The organism is Roseateles sp. (assembly GCF_965229315.1).
Lineage (GTDB): Bacteria > Pseudomonadota > Gammaproteobacteria > Burkholderiales > Burkholderiaceae_C > Pelomonas.
Map to the genome: position 1 here is coordinate 524,438 of NZ_CBDDJA010000001.1, position 17,565 is coordinate 542,002.

The 17,565-nt window shown below is 71.0% G+C and carries 18 protein-coding genes; 6 read left to right on the forward strand and 12 right to left on the reverse strand.

Annotated features, from left to right (window positions below; all coding sequences use genetic code 11):
• Window positions 1–39 precede the first annotated feature (39 nt).
• Window positions 40–957 (forward strand): LysR family transcriptional regulator, encoded by a 918-nt coding sequence (locus ACO07H_RS02400; RefSeq protein WP_422010734.1) that lies wholly within the window; start codon window positions 40–42, stop codon window positions 955–957.
• A gap of 87 nt (window positions 958–1,044) precedes the next feature.
• On the forward strand, window positions 1,045–1,734 hold the full coding sequence (locus ACO07H_RS02405; protein WP_422010736.1) for a CAAX prenyl protease-related protein: 690 nt from the start codon (window positions 1,045–1,047) through the stop codon (window positions 1,732–1,734).
• On the opposite strand, the gene ACO07H_RS02410 is transcribed toward ACO07H_RS02405, so the two are convergent.
• The gene (locus ACO07H_RS02410) at window positions 1,703–1,936 is read right to left on the reverse strand and encodes a hypothetical protein (RefSeq protein ID WP_422010738.1); all 234 of its coding nucleotides are present in this window, start codon (window positions 1,934–1,936) and stop codon (window positions 1,703–1,705) included. The two genes, ACO07H_RS02405 and ACO07H_RS02410, sit on opposite strands and share 32 nt — an antisense overlap.
• Before the next feature lie 106 nt (window positions 1,937–2,042).
• Here ACO07H_RS02410 and ACO07H_RS02415 point away from each other — a divergent pair, with 106 nt between their 5' ends.
• Window positions 2,043–3,953 (forward strand): MFS transporter, encoded by a 1,911-nt coding sequence (locus ACO07H_RS02415; protein ID WP_422010740.1) that lies wholly within the window; start codon window positions 2,043–2,045, stop codon window positions 3,951–3,953.
• Here ACO07H_RS02415 and ACO07H_RS02420 read toward each other — a convergent pair.
• From ACO07H_RS02420 to ACO07H_RS02430, 3 genes are read right to left on the reverse strand one after another with little or no spacing between them, the layout of a single operon-like run.
• Window positions 3,886–4,404 (reverse strand): hypothetical protein, encoded by a 519-nt coding sequence (locus ACO07H_RS02420; protein ID WP_422010742.1) that lies wholly within the window; start codon window positions 4,402–4,404, stop codon window positions 3,886–3,888. The two genes, ACO07H_RS02415 and ACO07H_RS02420, sit on opposite strands and share 68 nt — an antisense overlap.
• 38 nt (window positions 4,405–4,442) lie before the next feature.
• Window positions 4,443–5,570: a tRNA guanosine(34) transglycosylase Tgt gene (gene tgt / locus ACO07H_RS02425; RefSeq protein ID WP_422010744.1), complete on the reverse strand. Its 1,128-nt coding sequence runs from the start codon at window positions 5,568–5,570 to the stop codon at window positions 4,443–4,445.
• Window positions 5,571–5,595: 25 nt separating this feature from the next.
• Window positions 5,596–6,351 carry a DUF2306 domain-containing protein gene (locus ACO07H_RS02430; protein WP_422010746.1) on the reverse strand — a complete coding sequence of 252 codons (756 nt, stop codon included), beginning with the start codon at window positions 6,349–6,351 and terminating at the stop codon, window positions 5,596–5,598.
• Between the two features lie 152 nt (window positions 6,352–6,503).
• Here ACO07H_RS02430 and ACO07H_RS02435 point away from each other — a divergent pair, with 152 nt between their 5' ends.
• The gene (locus ACO07H_RS02435) at window positions 6,504–7,109 is read left to right on the forward strand and encodes an IMPACT family protein (protein WP_422010748.1); all 606 of its coding nucleotides are present in this window, start codon (window positions 6,504–6,506) and stop codon (window positions 7,107–7,109) included.
• Here ACO07H_RS02435 and queA read toward each other — a convergent pair.
• Window positions 7,061–8,146 carry a tRNA preQ1(34) S-adenosylmethionine ribosyltransferase-isomerase QueA gene (queA, locus tag ACO07H_RS02440; protein WP_422010750.1) on the reverse strand — a complete coding sequence of 362 codons (1,086 nt, stop codon included), beginning with the start codon at window positions 8,144–8,146 and terminating at the stop codon, window positions 7,061–7,063. The two genes, ACO07H_RS02435 and queA, sit on opposite strands and share 49 nt — an antisense overlap.
• 198 nt (window positions 8,147–8,344) lie before the next feature.
• Between queA and ACO07H_RS02445 the strand changes: the two genes are divergently transcribed.
• Complete coding sequence (locus ACO07H_RS02445; protein WP_422010752.1) at window positions 8,345–9,094, forward strand: substrate-binding periplasmic protein; 750 nt, start codon at window positions 8,345–8,347, stop codon at window positions 9,092–9,094.
• 3 nt (window positions 9,095–9,097) lie between these two features.
• Here ACO07H_RS02445 and ACO07H_RS02450 read toward each other — a convergent pair whose 3' ends face one another.
• Together ACO07H_RS02450 and ACO07H_RS02455 are read right to left on the reverse strand one after the other, a co-directional pair.
• Window positions 9,098–10,483: a sigma-70 family RNA polymerase sigma factor gene (locus ACO07H_RS02450; RefSeq protein WP_422010754.1), complete on the reverse strand. Its 1,386-nt coding sequence runs from the start codon at window positions 10,481–10,483 to the stop codon at window positions 9,098–9,100.
• A gap of 15 nt (window positions 10,484–10,498) precedes the next feature.
• Window positions 10,499–10,873, reverse strand: a complete 375-nt coding sequence (locus tag ACO07H_RS02455; RefSeq protein ID WP_422010756.1) for a hypothetical protein — start codon at window positions 10,871–10,873, stop codon at window positions 10,499–10,501.
• Between the two features lie 75 nt (window positions 10,874–10,948).
• On the opposite strand from ACO07H_RS02455, the gene recG reads away from it, so the two are divergent.
• Complete coding sequence (recG, locus tag ACO07H_RS02460) at window positions 10,949–13,009, forward strand: ATP-dependent DNA helicase RecG (protein WP_422010758.1); 2,061 nt, start codon at window positions 10,949–10,951, stop codon at window positions 13,007–13,009.
• A 127-nt stretch (window positions 13,010–13,136) separates the two neighbouring features.
• Here recG and ACO07H_RS02465 read toward each other — a convergent pair whose 3' ends face one another.
• The 5 genes from ACO07H_RS02465 to ACO07H_RS02485 all read right to left on the reverse strand — a co-directional run bounded on the left by ACO07H_RS02465 (window position 13,137) and on the right by ACO07H_RS02485 (window position 17,447).
• Window positions 13,137–13,325, reverse strand: coding sequence for a hypothetical protein (locus tag ACO07H_RS02465; protein WP_422010760.1), 189 nt, complete (start codon window positions 13,323–13,325; stop codon window positions 13,137–13,139).
• Between the two features lie 114 nt (window positions 13,326–13,439).
• Complete coding sequence (locus ACO07H_RS02470; protein ID WP_422010762.1) at window positions 13,440–14,162, reverse strand: LytR/AlgR family response regulator transcription factor; 723 nt, start codon at window positions 14,160–14,162, stop codon at window positions 13,440–13,442.
• Window positions 14,159–15,199 carry a sensor histidine kinase gene (locus tag ACO07H_RS02475; protein ID WP_422010764.1) on the reverse strand — a complete coding sequence of 347 codons (1,041 nt, stop codon included), beginning with the start codon at window positions 15,197–15,199 and terminating at the stop codon, window positions 14,159–14,161. The genes ACO07H_RS02470 and ACO07H_RS02475 overlap by 4 nt, the downstream gene beginning before the upstream one ends.
• Before the next feature lie 21 nt (window positions 15,200–15,220).
• Window positions 15,221–16,126 carry an alpha/beta fold hydrolase gene (locus ACO07H_RS02480; protein WP_422010766.1) on the reverse strand — a complete coding sequence of 302 codons (906 nt, stop codon included), beginning with the start codon at window positions 16,124–16,126 and terminating at the stop codon, window positions 15,221–15,223.
• 118 nt (window positions 16,127–16,244) lie between these two features.
• Window positions 16,245–17,447: a cytochrome-c peroxidase gene (locus ACO07H_RS02485; RefSeq protein WP_422010768.1), complete on the reverse strand. Its 1,203-nt coding sequence runs from the start codon at window positions 17,445–17,447 to the stop codon at window positions 16,245–16,247.
• Window positions 17,448–17,565 lie beyond the last annotated feature (118 nt).

Sequence of the window (17,565 nt, forward strand, 5' to 3'; positions counted from 1 at the left end):
ACCACCTCGTTTGCATTGGTGTACCAGCACAATCCAGACATGGACAAGCTCAAGCAGATGGAGTCCTTCGTGCTGGTCGCGGCCAAGGGCAGCCTCACGGCAGCGGCGCTGGCCGAAGGCGTCGCGCCGGCCGTCATGGGCCGACGGCTGGACGCGCTGGAGGCCCGGCTGGGCGTCAAGCTGATGCTGCGCACCACGCGGCGGCTCACGCTGACGCCCGAGGGCCAGGCCTTCCTGGAAGACTGCCAGCGCCTGATCGCGTCGCTGACCGACGCCGAAGCCGCCGTCAGCGCCGGCGGCCTGAAGGCCAGCGGCCACCTGCGCGTGACGGCGCCGGCCGGCTTCGGTCGCCGCCATGTCGCGCCGCTGGTGCCGGCGTTCCTCGCCGAGCATGCCGACCTGAGCCTGTCGCTGAACCTCAGCGACCGCGTCGTCGACATCGTCCACGAAGGCTTCGACTGCGCGGTGCGCGTGGGCGACCTGCCGGACTCCCGCCTCGTCAGCACGCGGCTGGCCGACAACCGGCGGCTGTGCGTCGCGGCGCCCAGCTACCTGAAGCGCGCCGGCACGCCCCGGCACCCCGACGAGCTGGGCCGCCACGCCTGCCTGACGCTCAGCTCCGAGGCCAGCCAGACGCGCGGCTGGGCCTTCCAGGTCGATGGGGCCGTGCACCATCTGCGCCCCGAGACGCGCACGCAAGGCCGGCTGGACTGCAGCGACGGCCAGGTGCTGCACGACTGGTGCGTGGAGGGCCTGGGGCTGGCGTGGCGCAGCACCTGGGAGGTGGAGGCCGACCTCGCAGCCGGGCGGCTGGTCAGCGTGCTGGACGAGTTCGCCGCGCCGCCCAACGGCATCTACGCCGTGTTCCCGCAATCCCGCCACCTGCCGTTGCGCGTGCGCCTGTGGGTGGCGCACCTGCGCGCCCACTACGGCCGGGCGGACTACTGGCGCAGCTGAGCTGCGGCGGCGTGTGCCAGCGGGGCCTGCGCTGGCCGCGCTGACGCCTCGGTCGGTGGTCGCTTTGCGGCTAAGCTGCCGGGCGCCATGTCCAACGCGAACTCCCTCTCCCTGCTCAGCCCGGCCGCCCTCGCGCGCTGCGTGCCCTTCTTCGTCTTCATGGCGCTGCTGGCGCTGCGCGGCTACCTGCCGGCCGACCTCGGCCTGGATGCGCGCTGGATCTACGGCGGCCAGGCCGTCATCGTCGCGGCGTTGCTGGCCTGCTTCTGGCGCAGCTACGGCGAGCTGGCGCGGCAGAACCTGCCCGATGCGCGCGAGGCCGGGTGGTCTGTCGTCGTCGGCATCGTTGTCTTCGCGCTGTGGGTGAACCTGGACGCGCCGTGGATGCAGCTCGGCGAGGCCACCGCGAGCTTCGTGCCGCTCGACGCCGAAGGCCAGCCTGTCTGGACGCTGATCGCGCTGCGCCTGACCGGCGCGGCGCTCGTCGTGCCGGTCATGGAGGAACTGTTCTGGCGTAGTTTCCTGATGCGCTGGGTCGAGCACCCCGGCTTCGAGCGCGTGGACCCGCAGCACGTGGGCATCAAGGCCATCGCGCTGTCCACCTTCGTCTTCACGCTGGCCCACACGCTGTGGCTCGCCGCCATCGTGGCGGGCCTGGCCTACGCGCTGCTCTACCGCTGGAGCGGCAAGCTGTGGACGGCCGTCATCGCGCACGCGGTGACCAACGCCATGCTGGGCGTGTGGGTCATCTGGACGGGGCGCTGGGAGTTCTGGTGACGCGCGCATGGCCGGCGCCGAACTCGCCCTCGCCGTCGAGCCCGTCAGCGAAGAAGTCGGCCATGACGCGCTCGCGGAAGAACGTCATCACCGGCCCCTGCGGCCGCCAGCGCAGCGTCTTGGCGCCCCTGAACTTGTAGCGGTTGTGCGGGCGCAGTTCGATGACGCCTAGGCCGTCCAGGCTGAGGCAGCAGATCGCCACCAGCAGCAGCTGACACGCTCACGCAGAGCCGGCATCGCTTTCGACGATCATGCCGGGGCTTGGCAGCCGCGCACCGGTCCCAACTCACCACCGCCCCCGTCCCACCATGAGCCACGACCCGCATCCGAACCAGTTCGCGCTGCTGAAGCAACGCCGCTTCGCGCCCTTCTTCTGGACGCAGTTCCTCGGCGCCGCCAACGACAACGTCTTCAAGTTCGCGTTCACGCTGATGATCACCTACCAGCTGCAGCTGGACTGGCTGCCGCCCAGCCACGCGGGCCTGGTCATCGGCGCGCTGTTCATCCTGCCCTATGTGCTGTTCTCGGCCACCAGCGGCCAGCTCGCCGACAAGCACGACAAGGCGCGGCTGATGCAGCTCGTGAAGAGCCTGGAGATCGCCATCATGGCCGTCGCCGGCTGGGGCTTCTATGCCGCCAACGTGCAGTCGCTGCTCGCCTGCGTGTTCCTGATGGGCCTGCACTCCACGCTGTTTGGCCCGGTCAAGTACGCCTACCTGCCGCAGCAGCTCAGCGAGCGCGAGCTGACCGGCGGCAACGGCATGGTGGAGATGGGCACGTTCGTCGCCATCCTGCTGGGCCAGCTGGCCGGCGGCGTGCTGGTGGACACGCCCGCGGTCGGCCCGCAGCACGTGGCGTGGGCCTGCCTGGCGCTGGCGGTGCTGGGCCGCGTGACGGCGCAGGCGATACCGCCCAGCCCGTCGACCGACCCGAACCTGGTCATCAACTGGAACCCCTTTACCGAGACCTGGCGCAACCTCAAGCTCGCGCACGAAGGCCTGGCGGTGTTCCGCTCGCTGCTGGGCATCTCTTGGATGTGGTTCTTCGGCGCCGTGTTCCTGAGCAACTTCCCCGCGTTCGCCAAGGAAGTGCTGCACGGCAGCCCGCAGGTCGCGTCGCTGTTGCTGGCCGTGTTCTCCATCGGCATCGGCATCGGCTCGCTGCTGTGCGAAATGCTGTCCAAGCGCCAGGTCGAGATCGGCCTGGTGCCGCTGGGCGCCATCGGCATGAGCGTGTTCGCCATCGACCTGTACTTCGCGGCGACCGGCCTGCCGGCCAGCGAGCCCTACAGCGTCGGCGCCTTCCTGGCTGTGCATGCCCATTGGCGCGTGCTGGCGGACTTGGGCGCGCTGGCGCTGTTCGCCGGCCTGTACAGCGTGCCGATGTACGCGCTGATCCAGCTGCGCGCGCAGCCCACACACCGCGCCCGCATCATCGCGGCCAACAACATCCTGAATGCGGTGTTCATGATCGCCAGTTCCGTCATCGCCGGCGCGCTGCTGAGCGCGGGCCTGACTATCCCGCAGATCTTCCTGGTCGTGGGCATCGCCAACGCCGTGGTGGCGCTCTACATCTTCCTCATCGTGCCGGAGTATCTGCTGCGCTTCGTCGCCTTCGTGCTGACGCGCCTGGTCTATCGCTTTCGCATCGCCCATGACGAGCGCATCCCGACGTCCGGCGCCGCCGTGCTGGTCTGCAACCACGTCAGCTTCGTCGACGCCGTGCTGCTGATGGCCGCCAGCCCGCGGCCGATCCGCTTCCTGATGGACGCGCAGATCTTTCGCATCCCCGTGCTGGGCTGGATGTTCAGGCTCGCCAAGGCCATCCCCGTCGCACCGCAGAAGACCGACCCGGCCACGTATGAGGCCGCCTTCACCGCCGCCCGCGCGGTGCTGGCCGATAGCGAGCTGGTCTGCCTCTTTCCGGAAGGCGGCATCACGCGCGACGGCACGCTGCAGCCGTTCAAGGGCGGCGTCATGAAGCTCATCGAGGGCATGCCCGAGGTGCCGGTCATCCCGATGGCCCTGGGCAATCTGTGGGGCAGCTACTTCTCGCGCGTGGAGGGCGGGCAGGCGATGGTGAAGCCGCTGCGGCGCGGCTTCTGGAGCCGGGTGAGCCTGGCGGTGGATGCACCGATCCGGGCTGCCGAAGTCAGTCCCGACCTGCTTCGTTCTCGCGTGGCCGCCCTGCTCGAAACAGCCGCTTCAACCGCAGCTTGATCGCCCGCGCCGTGCGCCACACGCTGCTGGCGCGGACCCAGGCCAACAGCTCGGCCTTCCACGCCGTCCAGCGCAGGTACAGGCGCGCGAACCAGGGCAGCTGCATCAGCGCCGGCTGGATCAGCTGGAACAGCCAGGCCAGCAGCGCCGTGCCCAGCAGCTTGGCCGCGACGATGACGCCCACGCCGAACACGACATGGCCCTTGGCGACGAACCAGACGGCCGCCAGCTTGACCGGCAGGATCAGCAGGCTGGGCAGCACCAGCACGACGAAGGCCCAACGCGGCGGCAGGCGCTTCAGAGCCGCCTCGAACTGCCGGATGACCGGCAGCCGCGCGAACAGCGCGAAGGCGCGCCGCAGCGGCTCCCAGCCCCATTCCTCGAACAGGATGAGGACGGCCAACAGGACCCGGAAGGTCCAGCGCAGCGCCGAGAACAAGGCTTTCAGCATGCCGCTATCTTGAGGCCGCTCAGTCGTTCACCAAGAGGTCAGACCCCGCGCGCCCGGTCCGTGTGGAACTGTGCGCGCCAGGCCTCGAAGCGCCCGGCGTCCAGCGCGTCGCGCATCTCCTGCATCAGGTTGAGGTAGTAGTGCAGGTTGTGCACGCTGGTCAGCATGGGGCCCAGCATCTCGCCGCAGCGGTCCAGGTGGTGCAGGTAGGCGCGGCTGAAGCCAGTGCAGCATTCGCAGGTGCAGGTCGCGTCCACCGGCGTTTCGTCGGACTTGTAGCGCGCATTGCGCACCCGCAGGTCGCCGAAGCGCGTGAACAGGTGGCCGTTGCGCGCATTGCGGGTGGGCATGACGCAGTCGAACATGTCGATGCCCTGGCTCACGCCTTCCACCAGGTCTTCCGGCGTGCCCACGCCCATCAGGTAGCGCGGCTTGTGGGCCGGCAGCTGGTGGCCGATATGGTCCAGGATGCGCTGCATCTCGGCCTTGGGCTCGCCCACCGACAGGCCGCCGATGGCGTAGCCCGGCAGGTCCAGCTCGGCCAGGCCCGCCAGCGACGCGTCGCGCAGGTGGGTGAACATGCCGCCTTGCACGATGCCGAACAGCGCGTTGGGGTTCTCCAGCCGGTCGAACTCGGTGATGCAGCGCTTGGCCCAGCGCAGGCTCAGCGCCATCGACGACTTGGCCTCGCGCTCGGTCGTCAGCACGCCCTTGCTTTCGTAGGGTGTGCACTCGTCGAACTGCATGACGATGTCGCTGTTGAGCGTCGTCTGGATCTGCATGCTGACCTCGGGGGTCAGGAAGAGCTTGTCGCCATTGACGGGCGACGCGAACTTGACGCCTTCCTCGCTGATCTTGCGCATGGCCCCCAGGCTCCAGACCTGGAAGCCGCCCGAGTCGGTCAGGATGGGCTTGCTCCAGCTCTCGAAGCGGTGCAGCCCGCCGAACTGCGTCACCACGTCCAGGCCCGGGCGCATCCACAGGTGGAAGGTGTTGCCCAGGATGATCTGCGCGCCCATCTCGTTCAGCGACCGCGGCGTGACGCCCTTGACGGTGCCGTAGGTGCCCACGGGCATGAAGATGGGCGTCTGCACGACGCCATGGTTGAGCGTGAGCGTGCCGCGGCGGGCGCGGCCTTCGGTGGTGAGGAGGTCGAACTTCAGCATGGGGCGCGGATTGTCGCAGCCGGGCTCAGAAGCGCGGCAGCCACATGCCCATCGTCGCGCCGAGAACCCCGCCCGCCGTTGCCAGGCTGGCGATGCCCAGCAAGGCCGCCACCGCCCAGCCGCGCGAGCGCAGATAGATCTCCAGCACGGCCAGCGGCAGCAGGAACTGCGCGAAGGCCAGCGTCGTCAGGAACGGCCCCGTGAAGCTCTTGGGGTCGAAACCCACCGGCTGACGCAAGACCATCAGCCACAGCATCAGGCCCACCCGGAAGAACCAGACGCCGTTGGCCGCGAGGAACAGGCGCAGTGCCCAGCGCCGATGCGTCGCGAAGTCGCGCGCCCGCGCAGCCCGCCAGGCCAACAGCGCGAAGGTGACGATGAGGATGGCATTCAGCGTCATGCCGAGGTGCTGGCCCAGATCGCCGACGGTGCCACGCACCCACAGCAGATACAGGCCGCTGAGGCTGCCCAGCAGCGCCCCCGTCATGAAGACGCGACCCACGCCGCGATGCAGGGCCGGCAGGCGCCGACGCAACGCCGGGACCAACTGGAGCACGCCACCGGCCGTCATCAGCAGCGCGAGCAGCAGATGCACGCTCAGCATCGCGTTGCCCAGCCCGTCGCCGGCCACCCATTGGGACTGGCCGGGCCGCCCGCCCAGCGCCGCGACGCCGTAGGACACCGCGATGTAGCTCGCAAAGATGGCCAGCCCGGTGGCGGCCACGAGGAACCACAGGCCTGCGGCGGCCAGGGCGGGTGGGCGTGCGATGACGTTGGACAAGGCGACCTCTCGACGGCGTTGCGATGCGGCGCGGATCTTCCGGCCCGCCCGGCGCGCCGTCGCGGCCCCACCGACGGACTGCGCGGCCGGCGGGATCAGCTGCCGCAACGCCTGATGGCCGTCGCCGCGCGGGGCCGCCGGACAATCCCGCCATGCCGCTGACCCTGGCTGCGACCGTGCAGCATGAATTGATCGTCAAGAAGAGCCGTTTCCTCGGCTGCGTGGAGCCCTGCGCCGACCGCGCGGCCGCGCTGGCCCGCGTGGCGGCGCTGCGCGCCGAACACCCCGGCGCCGCGCATGTCTGCTGGGCGCTGCTGGCAGGCGGTCACTCGGCGGCCAACGACGATGGCGAACCGGGCGGCACCGCCGGCCGCCCCATGCTGGAGGTGCTGCGCCACCAGGGGCTGGACGGCGTGCTGGCGACGGCCGTGCGCTACTGGGGTGGCGTCAAGCTCGGCGCCGGTGGCCTGGTGCGGGCCTACACCGACTGCATCGCCCAGGCCTTGCTGACGGCCGAGAAGGTCGAACGCGTGGCGCTGGTGGCGCTGGGCTGCGAGCTGCCCTACGAGCTGGAAGGCCGCCTGCGCCGGCTGGCCGAGCAGCAGGGCGCGCAGCTGGTCGATGTCACGCACCAGGCGCGCGTCAGCATGCGCTTCTCATTGCCCGTCACGGCGCGGGCCGCCTTCATCGCCGCCATCGACGAAGCCGCTCAGGGCCGGGTGGCATGGAGCCGCGAAAGCAGCATCGCGTCGCCATAGCTGAAGAAGCGGTAGCGGTGCGCGATCGCGTGGGCGTAGAGCTCACGGATGCGCTCGTAGCCCGCGAAGGCACTGACCAGCATCATCAGCGTGCTGCGCGGCAGGTGGAAGTTGGTCAGCAACCGGTCCACGACCTGGAACTGGAAGCCCGGCGTGATGAAGATGTCCGTCTCTCTAGACCCCGTCTGAAGCAGCTCCGCCAGGCCCGCCTGGCGGGCCGCGACGGCCGCGGATTCCAGCGTGCGCAGCGTCGTCGTACCCACGGCCAGCACGCGGCCACCGGCGGCCTTGGTCTCGGCGATGCGCGCCGCCGTCTCGGGCGACACCTGGCACCACTCGCTGTGCATCTTGTGGTCGGCGATGCGGTCCACGCGCACCGGCTGGAAGGTGCCGGCGCCCACGTGCAGCGTCACCTCGGCCGTGCCCACGCCGCGCTCGGCCAGCGCGGCGAGCACGGCCTCGTCGAAGTGCAGCGCCGCGGTCGGCGCGGCCACGGCGCCGGGCTCGGCGGCGAACACGGTCTGGTAGCGGCGCACGTCGTCCGCATCGTCGGCGTGCGCGATGTAGGGCGGCAGCGGCACATGGCCGTGCGCCTCCAGCAGCGCGAACGGGTCGCCGGCGAAGCGCAGGTGGAACAGGCCGTTGTCCGGCCCGCAGCGGCCCAGCACCTCGGCGTCGAAGCTGTCCGCAAAGCGAACGCGGCTGCCCGGCTTGGGGCTCTTGCTGGCGCGCAGGTGCATCCACACCTCCTGCGTGCCGGGCAGCACGCGCTCGACCAGCGCTTCCACCGAGCCGCCGGTGGCCTTGACGCCGTACAGCCGTGCCTTGATGACGCGGGTGTTGTTGAACACCAGCAGGTCGCCGGCATCCAGCAGGTTTGGCAGTTCGCGGAATACGCGATCCGTCATGCCGGTGGCGCTGGCATCAAGCAGGCGCGAGCCACTGCGCTCGGCGGCCGGGTGCTGGGCGACCAACTCGGGCGGGAGGTCGAAATCGAAGTCGGCGACGGTGTGGGCCGAAGGGAGGGAGGGGCTCATGGATGCGCTTGAGGGCCGGACAGACCCGTGCCAAAGGGAGCGCACGATTCTCCCATCGCCCCCAAGCTGGGTGCCGGGCTGCGCGGTGCCCTCTGCCGGGCAGGCGTCGGACGCGGGTTTTCGCACACCCGCGGCCCCCTGTTGCAAAGGTTTGTCATCTGGGCCCCCTAGACTCGCCCGGACCCAGACCTTGCCACCTTGAAGCGCCGTTCCTGCCTTGCCCTGCCCGTCCTCCTCGGTGCGCGACTTCCGGTCGCCGCGGCCGAGGACATGGTGCTGCTGGGCATCACCGAAAACCTGCCGCCGCTGAACTACCAGGAGCATGGCGGCCCCCAGGGCTTCAGCGTCGAGCTGCTGCGGCAGATGGCTGCCGGCGCCGGCCTGAGGCTGGAGCTGCAGGTCCTGCCCTGGCAGCGGGCCATGCAGGTGGCCGAGGCCACGCCCCGCAGCGTGCTGTTCTCGCTGACGCGCACGCCCGAGCGCGAGGCACAGTACCAGTGGGTGGGGCCGATCGCGCAGCGGCGCATCCTGCTCTACAAGCTGGCCGGCCGCACGGACCTCACGCTGACGCAGCTGACGGACCTGGGCGCGGCCCGCATCGGCGTCGTGCGTGATTCCGCGGCCGACCGCCAGCTGCAGGCCTCGGGCCTGCGGCCGGGCAAGGAGCTGGAGCACGGCCTGGACGACGCCACCAACGTGCGCAAGCTGCTCGCCGGACGCATGGAATACATCGCCCTGCTGGACTGGGCAGCCGCCTGGAACCTGCGCCAGCTGCAGCTGCCCTACAGCACGCTGCAGCCGGTCATGGAGCAGGACGTGGCACGCAGCTATTTCTACGGCCTGCGCCCCGACGCCGACCCGGCCCTGGTGCGCCGGCTGCAGGCGGCGCTGGATGCACTGCGGCGCGACGGGCGCTACGACCGTCTGAAGCAGCGCTATTTCCGCTGAAGCTCAACCGGTGAGCTGGCTGTGCACCCGCTGCGCCAGCGGCTGCAGCTCGGTGTGCGGTTGGGCGCTGAGGGCGTAGCCGAAGTCGCCGTCCGCCCAGTAGAGCGTCGTGCGGCCGTCCTGCTGCAACACGCGGAACGCCGCCCCCGCGGGCGTCGCCCCGGGCGCAAACACGGCGACGAACAGCGTCAGCCGGTCGCCTTCGGCGTTCTCGTACATGAACTGGGCACGCGGGCTGCCAGACTGGCTGGCGTCGCCGGTGTCCCCAGGAAGGAGCCGGCCGCCGAGCAGGGCGTAGCCGCGGTCGGTCAGCACCGGCACCTTGAGCGGCCGTCCAAGGCGCTTGCTCAGCCATTGCACGAGATGCGCCTGCTCGGCGGCCGTCACCTCCACCGGATGGCGCTTCTCGGCGCTGTAGACGGCGAAGGCCACGCCGGCCTCGCGGGCGAACTCGGGCACGCCGGCGGCGCGGCCGGCCAGTGAAGCGGCCGGCCAGGCGAACGCCCCGGCATCGTGGCGCCCCCATTGGTAGCCGCCGGCCAGGCCCAGCGTGAGCAGCAGGCCGGCCGCCAGCGCCTGGGGCAGGTACGAGCGCCAGCGGCGGGCGGCGGCGGCCCGCAGCACGATGCCGCCGAGGTCGGGCGGCGTCTCGTCCAGCGGCCAGTCACGGGCCAGGGTGCGCAGCGCCTGGCGCTGCGCCTGCCAGTCGGCCACGCGTGCGGCGGCGGCGGGGTCGCTGCGCAGCCGCTCGAACACCGCCACGCGCTCGTCGGGCGGCAACTGGCCGTCGACGAAGGCGTGCAGCCGCGCCTCGTCCGCGGGCAGCGAGGCCTCGGCGGCGGGGGATGGGTGGGGTGGGGGGGTGGGAGAACTCATCGCTTCATCCGCGCCAGGTTCAGGATGCGGGCTCCGGCCGGCGGGGGCCACCGGCGCCAGGTGCCGGCGCAGCTGCTCGCGCCCGCGGTGCAGCCGCGACATGACGGTGCCGATGGGCACGTCCAGGATCTCGGCAGCCTCGGCATAGGTGTACTCCTCGACGACGACCAGCAGCATCACCGCGCGCTGGCCCGGCCCCAGCGCGGCCAGCGCGCGTTCCAGGTCCAGCCGCTCGCCGGCCGGCGCGGCCGGGTCGGCCTGTTCGGGCAGGTCATCCAGCACCGCATGGCCGTCGTCCAGGCGCCAGTCGCGCAGCTGGTTGAGGTGCAGGTTGTGCATGATGGACAGCAGCCAGGGCCGCAGCGCGGTGCCGGACCGCCACAGGCTCCATTTGCGGCAGGCCCGTTCCAGCGTGTCCTGCACGAGGTCGTCCGCCCGCGTGGCGTCGCCGGTCAGCAGCCGGGCATACCGGCGCAAGGCCGGGATGTGGGCGAGCAGCTGTTCGACGGCCATGGCGTAAGGTCGTCCTCAGGGACGCGCCAGTTGCCAGACCTTGTTGAAACCGTCGCCGGTGCGGTCGCCGGGTTTCTGGTCCTTGGCCCAGAAGTACAGCGGCTTGCCCTTGAAGGCCCATTGGCGGGTGCCGTCATCCCGGGCGATGACGCTCCAGTCACCGCTCGCGGCAGCGCCCGCGGCCGCCGCCAGCGGCGGCCAGTTGGTGGCGCAGCCGCCGTTGCAGCTGCTCTTGCCGCTGCCCGCGGCGTCCTTGTCGAAGGTGTAGAGCGTCATGCCGTTGGCGCCCACGAGCACGCCGTCGGCCGCGTTGGCCGGCGCCGGCGGGGTCGATGCACAGGCGGTGACGAGCAGCAGCGCGGCGGTGGCGGCGAAGGAGCGGTGATTCATGTCGGGTCTCACGAGAAAGAGGAAGGGACATGACGGTGAACACGCGGGGGCCGCGAACTATTCCATGCCGCCAGAATGCCGGCCATGACCGCGCCGTCGTCAACCCAGGACAAGCCGAAATCCGCGCCGCAGAAGGCGATGGAAAAGCTCGGCCTGGTGCGCGACATCGACCTGGCCCTGCACCTGCCGATGCGCTACGAGGACGAGACGCGCATCACGCCCATCGCCGCGCTGCGCGACAACGAGCCGGCGCAGGTGGAGGGCGTCGTCGTGGACTGCCAGGTGGAGCTGCGCAGCCGCCGCCAACTCCTGGTGCGGGTGAAGGACGACTCGGGCAGCTTGCTCCTGCGCTTCCTGCACTTCTACCCGTCGCAGCAGAAGCAGATGGCGGCCGGCACGCGGCTGCGCATCCGCGGCGAGGCGCGCATCGGCTTCTTCGGCCGCGAGATGGTGCACCCGGTCGTCAAGGTGGTGGACGAGGACACGCCGCTGGCCAAAGAGCTCACGCCCGTCTACCCGGCCTCGGCGCAGCTGCCGCAGGCCTATCTGCGCAAGGCGGTGGCCTCGGGGCTGGCGCGGGCGGACCTGCGCGAGCTGCTGCCGGCCGGCGTCGTGCCGCCCGGGTTGCCCAGCCTGAAGGAAGCGCTGCAGTACCTGCACCACCCGCCGCCGGATGCGTCGCAGGACGCCCTGCACGAGTACCACCATCCGGCCTGGCACCGGCTCAAGTTCGAGGAGCTGCTGGCTCAGCAACTGTCGCAGCTCCAGGCCCAGCGGGAGCGTGCGCTGCTGGTGGCGCCGGCGCTGCGCGCCCGGCCGGGCGGCCTGCACGAGCAGTTGCTGGCGGCGCTGCCCTTCCAGCTGACGGCCGCCCAGCAGCGTGTGGCCGAGGAGATCGCGCAAGACCTGGCCCGGCCACAGCCCATGCACCGCCTGCTGCAGGGCGACGTGGGCTCGGGCAAGACGGTGGTGGCCGCGCTCGCGGCGGCGGTGGCCATCGACGCCGGCTGGCAGTGCGCGCTGATGGCGCCCACCGAGATCCTGGCCGAGCAGCATTTCCGCAAGCTCATCGACTGGCTGGCGCCGCTGGGCCTGAAGGTCGCGTGGATCACGGGCAGCGTGAAGGGCAAGGCGCGGCAGAAGATGCTGGACGCGGCCGCGTCGGGCGAGGCGCAGCTCGTCATCGGCACGCATGCGGTCATCGAGGACAAGGTGAAGTTCGCCAAGCTGGGCCTGGCGATCATCGACGAGCAGCACCGCTTCGGCGTGGCGCAGCGGCTGGCGCTCAGGAACAAGCTCAAGGGGATGGATTTGGAACCCCATCTGCTGATGATGAGCGCGACGCCCATCCCGCGGACCTTGGCGATGAGCTACTTCGCCGACCTGGACGTCTCCACCATCGACGAGCTGCCGCCCGGCCGCAGCCCCATCGTCACCAAGGTGTTCACCGACGCCAAGCGGCACGACGTGGTCGACAAGATCCGCATGGCGGTGGCGGACGGCGCGCAGGTCTACTGGGTGTGCCCGCTGGTGGAAGAGTCGGAAGCCGTGGACCTGCGCAACGCCACCGAGACGCACGCGGAGCTGAGCGCCGTGCTGGCCGGCACGTCCGTCGGCCTGCTGCACGGCCGCATGTCGCCGGGCGACAAGGCGGCCGTGATGGCGCAGTTCTCCGGCGGGCAGACGAGCGTGCTGGTGGCCACCACGGTCATCGAGGTGGGCGTGGACGTGCCCAACGCCAGCCTGATGGTCATCGAACACGCCGAGCGCTTCGGCCTGGCGCAGCTGCACCAGTTGCGCGGGCGTGTGGGGCGCGGCGCGAAGGCGAGTGTGTGCGTGCTGATCTACAGCCCGCCGCTGTCCGACACCGGCAAGGCACGGCTCAAGGCGATGGCCGAGACGACGGACGGCTTCGAGATCGCGCGCCGCGACCTGGACATCCGCGGGCCCGGCGAGTTCATGGGCTCGCGCCAGAGCGGTGCGGAGCTGCTGCGGTTTGCGGACCTGCAGGAAGACGCGCCGCTGCTGGTCGCCGCACGCAAGCTGGCCCCCGAACTGTTGGACCGCCACCCGGCCGCCGCGGCGGCGCAGGTGCGGCGGTGGCTGGGCACGAAGGCCGAGTACCTGAAGGCCTGAAGCGCCAGACCAGCGGGTGCGCAGCGTTGATCACCGAAGTGGTGAACGTGGCGCCGCCAGCAGGTGCTGATGCACCCAGACTTCGCTGAGGGCTGAGTAGCAGGCGGTCAACTGCCGGGTCTGGGGTTCACTTGCAGGTGAAGCTCTTCGCGTTGACTTCCTTGACGTTGCCGGCGCCGCAGGTCGCGATGGCTTGCTCACCCATCTTGGCCACGTCGGCCGCGTCGGTGCGGTAGTTGGACGGCGGCGCGAACACGCAGGCGCTGAGCAGGGATGCGGCGGCGAGGGCGGCGGTGAAGGTGACGAAACGGTTCATTCGAGTTCTCGGGGAAGGTGTTGAGACCCGCGCATGGTCGCTGCTGCCGCGGCGCCAGTCGCTTGCGGGGCGACGATCTGCAGATTGCCTGGGACAGGCTGCACCGACCCGCGATCAGAGCTCCAGCTTCTCGCGCAGCAGCTTGGCCTGGCGGCGCGACACCTCGACCTGGTGGCCGTCGCGCAGCGTCACACGGTAGCCGTCGTTACTCCAGGGCTGGATGCCCTGGATCCAGCGCAGGTTGATGAGGTGGCTGCGGCTGGCGCGGAAGAAGAGCTGCGGATCCAGCTTCTCCTCCAGGCTGGTGAGCGTGCGGTTGATGAGCGGGCGCTGGCCGTCGAACCAGGCCTGCGCGTAGTTGCCGCAGCTCTCGAAGCCCGACACGTCGCCCAGGCGCACGAACCAGCAGCGCTCGCCATCGCGCAGGAACACCATGTCGTCGGCGCCCTTGAGCGCGCCGGCCATTGCCCCGGCCTGCGGCGCCGGGCGCAGCCGCTCGCGCGCCTTGGCCAGCGCCGCCTCCAGCCGCGCCGGGTCGATGGGCTTGAGCAGGTAGTCCAGCGCGTTGCGCTCGAACGCGGCCAGCGCGTGCTGGTCGTAGGCGGTCGTGAACACGACCAGCGGCACATGCTCCAGCTGGTCCAGCAGCTCGAAGCCCGTGGCGCCGGGCAGCTCCACGTCCAGCAGCAGCAAGGCCGGCTGCAGGCTGTCGATGGCTTCGCGCGCGGGCAGCAGCTCGGCGGCCTCGCCGACGATGTCGGCATCGGGAATGGCAGCCAGCAGCGTGCGCAGCTCCTGGCGGGCGAGGCGCGAGTCCTCGACGATGAAGATCCTCATGCCACCATCTCCACAGTCACCTTCACGCGGCCGTTCGCCGCATCCACCACGCACTGCGCGCCATCGCCGCCGGCGCGGGCCAGGCGCTCGCGCAGGTTGGCCAGGCCCAGGCCGGTGCTGTCGGATGCGCCCGGCGCCCACTGCCCGGGGTTGCCGACCTCGATGCGCAGCCGCTCGCCAGCGCGCGTGATCGCGATGTCCACCACGCCGCCGCCCGCGGTGCGCGCGACACCGTGCTTGATCGCGTTCTCCACCAGCAGCTGCAGCAGCATGGGCGGTACGCTGGCGTCGGCGGTGGCGGGGTCCACCTGCCAGTCCACGCGCAGCCGTTCCTCGTGATGCAGCTGCTCCAGCGCGATGTAGTCGCGCACGACGGCCAACTCGTCGGCCAGCGGCACGCGCTCTTTCGCGCTGTGCTGCAGCGTGTGGCGCAGCGTGTTGGACAGGCGGCTGAGCATCTCGCGGGCGCGCGCCGGGTCTTCGTTGATCAGCGCGCGCAGGTTGTTCAGCGCGTTGAACAGGAAATGCGGATTGATCTGCGCGCGCAGCACCTGCAGCTCCAGTGCGCGGGCCGCCGCCTCGGCCTGCCACTTGGCGATCTCGCCGCGGCGCCAGCGCTGCAGCATCTGCAGGCCCACCCACACGGCCATCCACAGCCACAGCAGGATGCTGCAGTTCAGCGTGTAGCCCAGCAGCACCGCCCAGCCGCGCGGCACGCCGGAAGGGAACGACAGCAGCCCCAGCGACAGCCCCGCCCAGTTGATGAAGAACAGCAGGCACTGCACGGCGAACGCGGCCAGCGGCGGCAGCACGACCAGGCGCAGCAGCAGCGCACGCGGGGAGCCGTCCAGCCAGCCGCGGCGCAGCACCAGCGCGCGCAGGCCCTCACTGGCGGCGAACAGGCCGGCGCCGACGCAGGCCATCACGAAGACCAGCGAGCCGCTGACCCGCTGGAAGCTAGCCACCATGGCCAGCGAGATGGCCACGTAAGCGGCCCACAGCAGGGTCTGGATGGCGAGTCGTTTGCCAGTGGTCATGCGCCTTGTTTCAGCCGGGTCTCAACGGACATCGATGAAAGCCTTGACTTCGCCGACCAGCCATTCGGGATCGTCCCACATGAGGAAGTGGTAGCCGCGCTGGCTCATCGAGACTTTCACGCCGCTCAGGCCCGCGTACTGCGCCTCGAAAATGCGCCGGGTGCTCTCCAGCGTCGAGCCCATGGGCTCGTAGGCAGCCCAGGCGCCCAGCACCAGCGTGGGCGTGGTGATCCTGGGCAGCAGCGGGCGCAGGTCGTCGCCCCACAGCTCGGACATGGCCTGCGCGCTGGTCGTGCGGTCGCTGGCCAGGCTCCAGGCGGCCACGCGCTCGGCGTTGGCCGGCGTGCGGCTCATGCCCATCGCACCCTGCCTGGCACCGGCCTCCCATTGGGCCGGCGTGGCGGACTGCATCTGCTGGCGCATCGCTGCCGCGGCCCCCTTCGCGGTCTCTGGCGTCATGCCGCGAAGGCCGGCGAGGAAGGGCAGCGCATCGACGATGACCAGCTGGCCGATGCGGCCCGGCTTCTCCGCCGCCATCTGCAGCGCCAGCGCGCCGCCCAGGCTGTGGCCCATGACGACGGGCTTGTCGAGCTTGCGGTCGTCCAGGTAGGCCAGCAGGCGGTCGCGCATGCCGTCCAGGAAACGGTCGGTGGTGATGGCCGGCGCACCGGCGAAGCCCGGCAGCTGCACGATGTGGCATTGCACGCCGGGCTGCAGGGCGGCGCAGGTGTCCGTCCAGGTACTGCCAGCGCTGTTCAGCCCCGGGATCATCAGCACCGGCCGGCCCTGGCCGACCACCTCGACGCGCAGGTCACGGAATTCGACGGTGGCCGCGTCGCCATGGCCACTGAACAGGGCGACGGCGATGCCGACGGCGGCGGCGAACAGGCCGGTCCAGCGGCGTTGGCAGAGCTTGGCGAAGGGCATGGTCATCTCCTTGATGTCAGGTGGCGCCATGGTGCCGGCGGCGACGCACCGCTGCAGCACCGGGATGACGAATGGCGGGCCGGGCGGACCAGCGGCGAGCGCCGTCGGCGAACGGCGATCAGCGCCGGCAGTCCTCGCCCGGCGGCGTGCCGGCCACATGCCCGTCGCTCAGCGTGCGCAGGAAGCAGCCGATGTCGGCCAGGTCCTGCGCGCTCATCGGCGGTGCGCTGCCCGCCGGCCGGCCATCCAGCGGCGCCTGCTTGGTGACATTGGCGCGGTAGGCCAGCGGCAGGTCGTCGAACACCTGCACCACGCCGCCGCGCACCGGGTACCAGCGCTCGGGCGCCGTGTCGCGCGTGTTGTAGAAGTCCAGCACCTGCGCCAGCGAGTGCATGACGCCGTTGTGGAAGAACGCCCGCTTGACCGCGACATTGCGCAGCCCCGGCGTGCGGAACAGCCCGCACAGCGCCGGCCGCGCGGCCTGGTCGGTGCGCTGCGGGCCGCACAGGCCGAGGTCGAAGTAGGCCGGGTCGGCGTTGGCCGGGATGGCCGCGTTGCGCGGCACGCCGGTGGCGGCGTAGCCGAAATCGGTGAACAGCGGCGGGCGGCCATCGGTGCTCGTGTCGGTATGGCAGGCCGCGCAGTTGCCACGCGCCGGGTCGCGGTAGGCGATCAGGCCGCGCTGCTCGGCGGCGCTGAACTGCTCGCGGCCGGCCCGCACCTGGTCGAACTTGCTGTCATACGGATGAAAGCGCGCGTCCTCGACCTGGAAGGCCTGCAGCGCCTGCGTGGCCTGCTGCACCGTCGTCGCCGCGTCGGCGGGGCCGAACAGCGCGGCGAACTGCGCCGCATAGGCCGCCGCGCGGATGCGCCGGGCCAGCACCTCGTCGCTGCCGTTGTCCAGCTCCAGCGGGTTCAGCAGCGGCAGGTGGGCCTGGGCCGCGAGGCTGTCGGCGCGGCCATCGGCCATCAGGCCGCCGCGCACGGCGTCGGGTGCGCCGCTGCCGAGGGCGAAAGCCGGCTGGCGCTCCAGGTAGCGGATGGACGGCGCGGCGCGCAGGCCGAACTGCGTCTCGAACTGGCCGCCCACCTGCACGGCCAGCGCGTTGGGCGGGCCATGCGCGAAGGCGGCGTCGTGGCAGCTCGCGCAGGACATGCGGCCCGAGCCGGACAGCGTGTGGTCGTTGTAGAGGCGCTCGCCGAGCTGGGCCAGCGCACTCAGGGCCACAGGCGGGTCGGCGGCAGGCGGCGCGCTGCCACCGCCGCAACCGGCCAGCACAACCAGTAACAGGATTAGGGGGCGCAGGGCAGGCGGCAGCATGGGCCGGCGATGCTACGCTGACCCGATGGCCCCACGCTCCCCAGATCGCGCCGCGCTGACGGCGCCCCCGTCCCCCACGCGCCGCACTGTGCTGGCGCTGGGCTTGCCGGCCTTGTTG

Coding starts and splice junctions, on each gene's coding strand:
- ACO07H_RS02400 (WP_422010734.1), top strand. CDS start 40: ATGGACAAGCTCAAGCAGATGGAGTCCTTCGTGCTGGTCGCGGCCAAG.
- ACO07H_RS02405 (WP_422010736.1), top strand. CDS start 1,045: ATGTCCAACGCGAACTCCCTCTCCCTGCTCAGCCCGGCCGCCCTCGCG.
- ACO07H_RS02415 (WP_422010740.1), top strand. CDS start 2,043: ATGAGCCACGACCCGCATCCGAACCAGTTCGCGCTGCTGAAGCAACGC.
- ACO07H_RS02420 (WP_422010742.1), bottom strand. CDS start 4,404: ATGCTGAAAGCCTTGTTCTCGGCGCTGCGCTGGACCTTCCGGGTCCTG.
- tgt (WP_422010744.1), bottom strand. CDS start 5,570: ATGCTGAAGTTCGACCTCCTCACCACCGAAGGCCGCGCCCGCCGCGGC.
- ACO07H_RS02435 (WP_422010748.1), top strand. CDS start 6,504: ATGCCGCTGACCCTGGCTGCGACCGTGCAGCATGAATTGATCGTCAAG.
- queA (WP_422010750.1), bottom strand. CDS start 8,146: ATGAGCCCCTCCCTCCCTTCGGCCCACACCGTCGCCGACTTCGATTTC.
- ACO07H_RS02450 (WP_422010754.1), bottom strand. CDS start 10,483: ATGGCCGTCGAACAGCTGCTCGCCCACATCCCGGCCTTGCGCCGGTAT.
- ACO07H_RS02455 (WP_422010756.1), bottom strand. CDS start 10,873: ATGAATCACCGCTCCTTCGCCGCCACCGCCGCGCTGCTGCTCGTCACC.
- recG (WP_422010758.1), top strand. CDS start 10,949: ATGCCGGCCATGACCGCGCCGTCGTCAACCCAGGACAAGCCGAAATCC.
- ACO07H_RS02465 (WP_422010760.1), bottom strand. CDS start 13,325: ATGAACCGTTTCGTCACCTTCACCGCCGCCCTCGCCGCCGCATCCCTG.
- ACO07H_RS02470 (WP_422010762.1), bottom strand. CDS start 14,162: ATGAGGATCTTCATCGTCGAGGACTCGCGCCTCGCCCGCCAGGAGCTG.
- ACO07H_RS02475 (WP_422010764.1), bottom strand. CDS start 15,199: ATGACCACTGGCAAACGACTCGCCATCCAGACCCTGCTGTGGGCCGCT.
- ACO07H_RS02480 (WP_422010766.1), bottom strand. CDS start 16,126: ATGCCCTTCGCCAAGCTCTGCCAACGCCGCTGGACCGGCCTGTTCGCC.
- ACO07H_RS02485 (WP_422010768.1), bottom strand. CDS start 17,447: ATGCTGCCGCCTGCCCTGCGCCCCCTAATCCTGTTACTGGTTGTGCTG.